This is a genomic window from Brevibacillus sp. FIR094, assembly GCF_050477165.1.
Classification (GTDB): Bacteria; Bacillota; Bacilli; order Brevibacillales; family Brevibacillaceae; genus Brevibacillus.
The window spans coordinates 1-4,937 of record NZ_JBEAES010000072.1 but is presented as its reverse complement, the minus strand read 5'-3'; the positions used below and the strand labels follow the sequence as shown (position 1 = coordinate 4,937).

Sequence of the window (4,937 nt, the reverse complement as noted above, 5' to 3'; positions counted from 1 at the left end):
TAGACAAAATACTATCGAGCTTGCTATCCAACAATAGTTCCTTCTTGGTTAACTCTCGTACCATATCTATGACACTTGTATTCACATTTAAAATATCACTGATTGTAGCTGCTGGTGCAGATACACCTGGAAGAGTACCTAATACATATTGAAGCTTTTCACCCTCGGCATTAAGTATATGGCTTAATCCGAGCTCTTCAAGTGCAATCGAAGAAAGCAACAACGTAATCGCATCGTCCCTTGTAACCGTTATTATGGGGGTAATATTAGGAATGTTTGATTGTGACATAGACATTATCCCTCCCCTACTGTGAGACATAATCACATAATATGTATGTACGAAAAACTATGTTTGAGCAAACATGCAAAATCAAAGAAAAGAGGCTATCGCCCTATTCGAATAGCGATAACATCTTCTTTTGCTTCAATGAGCTGAGCCCCCACTTCCTCTAATTCAAATTCGTCTCGCGTTGGTCTTTTGGGTATGGATGCTTTTGCCATCTATTGAACCCCCTAGCTTCTAACGTCAATAATCGTATCCATCGGTATCCATTGAACATCTTCATCCGTAAGCAACTTTACCTTCCTGCTATTCGTATCTACCCACTCAACTTTTCCCCACATCCTGCAAGTAGTTCCGAAGCCATTTTTCTCGCGTTTCCACCAAGTAATCGCGACAGCATAGTTTTCTCGTCCGGCGTCTCTGAGTTGGTAATGAAACGATTCAAGCTCATCCTGCTCAAGAATAGGCATAGGTACGAGTTTGTCATCTTCTTTCATTGATAGATACAATTCTCGCTGCTCCGGTAATACAAACCGTGATGATCCGAATAAGTTATCGATTTTCTTTGCCATCATTACCGTCCCTTTCGTTCCCACGATGTAATTACTTCCATGTTGTCCGGCTCCGACCGTTTCCACTCGATGTACTCTTCGCGCGCCAACACTTCAAGCACGGTCATCACGCCTTCGCGACTTCGCCCGGTCTTTACGCATATTACGTCAATGCTCGGAGGCTTCGGTTTCATCGCATAGTAATTTCCTATAATCCGTAACACCTTGCGCTCAATATCCGTGAGCAAGCGCCACCCCTCCAAACAAGAACGTTTGTTTGTATTATATGCGAACAGAATGCTAATACGCAAACAAAAAATGCCCTCCCCGGATTTCTCCGAAGGAGGGCATTCAGCATAAATCTTTTACTTAATAGTGTTTTCTGTTCTCTAAGTCCGTTCTCTTAAATATCGATACATCCTTGTCACCAGCCATGCCCACGCGACCTTTCCACCAATGAGAGCAAAACCACTTTTTATTCGCGATGGGAGTTGATCATATTTTCCAATGAGCTCCTGCTCTTTCGTAAACAAATATGTTTCAAACTGTGGATATTTGCTTTCGATATGCGCCATAAACGCATATACCCGAGGGAAGAAGTCAGCAGCCATGAGACCGCCAATAAAAAGGAGCAGAGCCATCAGCCAGCCCCACTCCACGAAGAAACTTACCACTTGATCGAGCATCATCATTTACTAACACTTCCTTTCATCATCCGAACTGTTTTTGTTGCTTGATCCCATTCGATTTGTAGACCAAGGGCAGTAGCCAGCTCACGCGCAGGGGCATAAGCCGAACCTGATATAAGCTTCTCGTTTAGGTCCCTGCCGTTAACGCGAACGTCCTTCGTCTGTTCAATCCACTCCACTTTTCCACCTGCAGCATTGGCAACCGCACGGACTGGCAGCATTGAAACACCTTCCTGTAGGAATCCAGATACTGATAACATAGAACCGTTCATGCTGATAGCCACCGGAACTTGAATTGGAGTTTTCACTTTATCCACAGCTTTCTGTAAATACTGTGAATAATCCGACCGAAACTTGCCCATCGGGAATGCAGGGCAGTTTTTCCAAGCGTAGCCGGGATACTCCTGGTGTCCGAATACCTGTTTCATAGTTGGAATTTGAACCTGCAGGTGCTGGATCAATCGATTCGCCGCATCGAGCTGCGCTGCGGTTGGTTCCTGTGTCCGGAAGTCACCTACAAGACAAATTCCTAGCGCATGACGGTTGCTATTACCAACATGGTAAGAGATTGCCTCTGGATCGTTGCACCAGTAAATCACCCCATCCTTTTGAATCACAAAATGATAGGCGATGCCCGGCCAGCCGTTGGTGACAACATGGTAGCCTGCAAACGCCTCTGGCGATCCGCTTTTTGTAGCTGAATGATGCATGGCTGCCGATCGGATATCAGTCTGCTTGCGACGGCCATACTTTAGTGTTTTGTGGCGCGGCAAAGAGGCACGAACATCTATCACGCGCGCGCCTGGGATTGTCATATTCATTGCTATTTTGTCTCCTTTCGTGCAGCACGTTCTGCTTTTGCTTTGATCTCAGATCCAACCAAGTTAACAATCGACTTTGGCACAGGCCATCCAGCTCGGTGAGCATTAGCTGTGAGACTGTTCCATGTGTGATAGAGTAGACCGAATGTGACTCCATAAAACAGAAATCCGGGAGTACCCATCACCCGATCTAGCATGTTAGCAACGGCTGGTAATGCTAAAAGAAACAACGAACGCGGGATTCGGGATAAGCCATATTCAGACGTATAGGACTTATCCTTTTTTGCTGCGGATATACCCGTGACCCAATCAAGTGCAATCATGAAAAACAGGACAAACAAAATATCCAGCCTGCCAGTTCCATAGAGGTATTGAAAAATCGGAGTAAGAAACACTCCTGCGGTTGCTGCTATTCCGTTTGCTGGGGTCACTACATTCTCTAAACTCTGTAAAAACTTCATCAGCTCATCTTCCTCCTCACCCCCTGGGGGCAATAAAAATAGCCCCGCTAGGAACGGGACTGGCTTAAGTCTTGGTGTCATAGATAAAAAGAACCCCACCCAAAAGGTGAGGTTTTAAAAAATGAAGTGTAAGACTATACTACTTGCACATCAAACTTCACCGATTGGCTTCCTCCTTTTCCATCATTTGCGGTAAGCGTTATTGTTGAAATACCAAGTTTCTTTGCTGTAACCAAAATTCTTGTATCCGTAAGTAGTTGATTATCCAAATCAGTATAACTCTCATGACCGATCATTACGTCCACAACTTCGGAATTACTGGAAGTAACTGTATATGATAAACTGTCGCCATCGTCGTCAATGAACCAACTCCGTTCCGGCTTTTCGTTAATTCCTACCGTCACATACATTCCAGGAGTGTTTACCGCAAAGAACATAGGCTCACCGGTATAAACATTTGAGTTTACCCTTGGTTGATTATTGCTATTCTCGTCTTATACCTCTCTATCTCTCGGTCTTATAACGAGCCTACACCGTGCGGGCGACTTTCATCGCACACGGCGTTCCATCAACGGATAGAAAGGGAGAAACTACAACGGGCATTGTGATTATAAGCTCATTACATCTAGCTGGTCTTCTATCTAAAGTTATGCATTGAGACAAATTTAATGGAAAGGACCACTTCAGAGCTCCCTATGAAAAAACGCCTCTCTCGTTTTGAAAAAAGGCGTTTACACTAGTTCTTGAGCAGCGAGATATTCAGCTACAGGGACGCGGTAAGCTTCCGGAACCACTTTCTCCCCTTCGGTTCCTGTCGGCTCGATCAGCCATCCACCGGATTTGACAAGAATCGCATAAGGCGCGATCATGTATTTTTTCACCATCATTGACCACCTCCCTTCAAGGCTTGTACCTCTGCTTCCAGTGCGGCAATTTTGCTGAGAGACTCTTCATGTTTCCTCATGAATTCTTCTTTCATCTTAGTCATTTCCATGTCCATATAGGCGAGTGTTTCAAATGCCGTTTGTATTTCTGGAGACATCCCGGCTGCATGTCCTGGTGTTTCTACTGGCTCACCAAACGTTCCATCTGGATTTCGTTGACGATACTTCATTACTCAATCACCCCTACCATCATCGTCGCAGCTTGTGTAGAGTTCGTGTTCGAACGAGAAAAAGTCAGCTTAAACGTTAGATTGGATTTGGCAGTCGCTACAGTAGAAAGTAGCTCGTCTTCACTGATCGATGATGTAAGATCAATGCTATTTTTGCTCATCGAAACATACTGTTCAGGCTGTCCTGCATCTACAAATGATGCCTCCCCATCCACAACAAGATCACCCTTCTCACGTTTTAGCCAAGCAAGGATTTCTTTAGCTGAACCACGAGGCGGTATGATCTTGTAACGAGCTACTGCCTTCTTGAGTGGAGTTTGCACCACACTATTATTAATGCTGAACGTTTTGACCGATGAGGAACCGAATTGATCTGTTGCCGTTATGGTTAAGATGTTTGTCCCTGCCTGTAACTCACTTACCTTGAACGGAAATGACCAACTACCCGTTGATACTCCGCTTAGAAGCGTTTTTTCACTCCCACTATTTAGCTTTCCTTTCACCGTAACTGTGTTACCATCCGGTTCTGATACGGACCCGGACAGTGTTATCGTATCAGGTGGGATCAGGCCAGACTGTACAGGCGTAAAGGCGTTTACTGTTAGTACCGGAGGCTTATTGTGCCTGACTGTGAAAGAGCGTGTGAGGATATCTGATTTACCGCCTTGGTCATCTTCTGCCCAGACGGATAGTGTGTGTGTGGTACCTTCAGCAAGAAGGCCAGATACATCGATGGCGCCATCATACAAACGTCCACCCCTGTAAGTTAGGGGTCTGGAAAAAGAAATGGGCGCGCTTCCGTTAGATACACCAGAATGCGCCGCCCGAGCAGTACTACTATTAATTTGGTACTTAACAGTCACCACATTCCCATTGTCGATGTCTGTAGCGCTTCCTTGAACCGAGAATATATTTCCTTCCGTCAACACAAGGTTATTCTCCGTCGTTAATGAAAGGGCAGGTTTGGTATTGGTTACACCGAAATGAGCATTCGACCAATAAATTTCTTTTGGATCAC

The 4,937-nt window shown here is 45.0% G+C and carries 9 protein-coding genes and 1 pseudogene; all 10 read right to left on the bottom strand.

Annotation, left to right across the window (positions count from 1 at the left end; translation table 11 throughout):
- Positions 1-289 (bottom strand): annotated as a pseudogene (locus tag ACQ5DJ_RS29770) (spore surface glycoprotein BclB); the annotation flags it as partial.
- 224 nt (positions 290-513) lie between these two features.
- A complete protein-coding gene (locus ACQ5DJ_RS29765; protein WP_429845603.1) occupies positions 514-879 on the bottom strand; it encodes a YolD-like family protein in 366 nt (121 codons plus the stop codon).
- Entirely contained in the window at positions 858-1,082 is a 225-nt protein-coding gene (locus tag ACQ5DJ_RS29760) for a hypothetical protein (RefSeq protein ID WP_429845602.1), read from the bottom strand. Before ACQ5DJ_RS29760 ends, ACQ5DJ_RS29765 begins: the two co-directional genes overlap by 22 nt.
- 141 nt (positions 1,083-1,223) lie before the next feature.
- Complete coding sequence (locus ACQ5DJ_RS29755; protein ID WP_244195847.1) at positions 1,224-1,526, bottom strand: hypothetical protein; 303 nt, start codon at positions 1,524-1,526, stop codon at positions 1,224-1,226.
- Positions 1,523-2,344 (bottom strand): N-acetylmuramoyl-L-alanine amidase, encoded by an 822-nt coding sequence (locus tag ACQ5DJ_RS29750; protein WP_429845601.1) that lies wholly within the window; start codon positions 2,342-2,344, stop codon positions 1,523-1,525. Before ACQ5DJ_RS29750 ends, ACQ5DJ_RS29755 begins: the two co-directional genes overlap by 4 nt.
- Positions 2,345-2,346: 2 nt before the next feature.
- Positions 2,347-2,805 (bottom strand): phage holin family protein, encoded by a 459-nt coding sequence (locus ACQ5DJ_RS29745; protein ID WP_429845600.1) that lies wholly within the window; start codon positions 2,803-2,805, stop codon positions 2,347-2,349.
- A 134-nt stretch (positions 2,806-2,939) separates the two neighbouring features.
- The gene (locus ACQ5DJ_RS29740; RefSeq protein ID WP_429845599.1) at positions 2,940-3,242 is read right to left on the bottom strand and encodes a hypothetical protein; all 303 of its coding nucleotides are present in this window, start codon (positions 3,240-3,242) and stop codon (positions 2,940-2,942) included.
- A 294-nt stretch (positions 3,243-3,536) separates the two neighbouring features.
- Positions 3,537-3,692, bottom strand: a complete 156-nt coding sequence (locus tag ACQ5DJ_RS29735) for a CD1375 family protein (RefSeq protein WP_429845598.1) — start codon at positions 3,690-3,692, stop codon at positions 3,537-3,539.
- Positions 3,689-3,919 carry a hypothetical protein gene (locus tag ACQ5DJ_RS29730; protein ID WP_429845597.1) on the bottom strand — a complete coding sequence of 77 codons (231 nt, stop codon included), beginning with the start codon at positions 3,917-3,919 and terminating at the stop codon, positions 3,689-3,691. The genes ACQ5DJ_RS29735 and ACQ5DJ_RS29730 overlap by 4 nt, the downstream gene beginning before the upstream one ends.
- On the bottom strand, positions 3,919-4,937 hold a 1,019-nt coding region (locus tag ACQ5DJ_RS29725), incomplete at its 5' end, for a hypothetical protein (RefSeq protein WP_429845596.1). The genes ACQ5DJ_RS29730 and ACQ5DJ_RS29725, both read right to left, overlap by 1 nt.